1 protein-coding gene is annotated in these 578 nt (G+C 66.4%); it reads left to right on the forward strand.

Going from position 1 to position 578, the window contains the following annotated elements:
- Positions 1–578 (forward strand): PPE family protein (locus A5625_RS23505; RefSeq protein WP_197516207.1); only part of this gene is annotated, 578 nt, incomplete at both ends.

Here is a 578-nt window from a genome sequence, read left to right on the forward strand (position 1 = left end):
GACTTCGGGGCGTTTCCGCCGGAGTTCAATTCCGGTCGCATGTATGCGGGTCCGGGGTCGGGGTCGATGATGGCCGCGGCGGCGGCTTGGGATGAGATTGCGGCGGAGTTGAGTGTGGCGGCGAGTGGTTATAACTCGGTGGTTACCGAGTTGACCAGTGGGCCGTGGGTGGGTCCGGCGTCGGTGGCGATGGTCTCGGCGGTGATGCCGTATGTGAGTTGGCTTGGTGCGCTGGGTGCGCAGGCTGAGGAGACGGCGAATCAGGGGCGCGCGGCCGCGGCGGCGTTTGAGGCGGCGTTTGCGATGACGGTGCCGCCGCCGGTGATTGCGGCCAATCGGGTGTTGTTGGCGACGTTGGTGGCGACGAATTTCTTTGGGCAGAACACGCCGGCGATAGCGGCCACTGAGGCGCAGTACATGGAGATGTGGGCCCAGGATGCCGCGGCGATGTATGGGTATGCGGTGTCCTCGGTGGCGGCTTCGACGTTGAGTCCGTTTGTGACGCCGCCGAACACCACCACGCCGGAAGCCGATTCCGATCAGGCGGCTGCGGTCGCCAAGGCCGTCTCCGAGCCGGC

This window comes from Mycobacterium sp. 1465703.0, assembly GCF_001672975.1.
In the GTDB taxonomy this organism is placed as follows: domain Bacteria; phylum Actinomycetota; class Actinomycetes; order Mycobacteriales; family Mycobacteriaceae; genus Mycobacterium.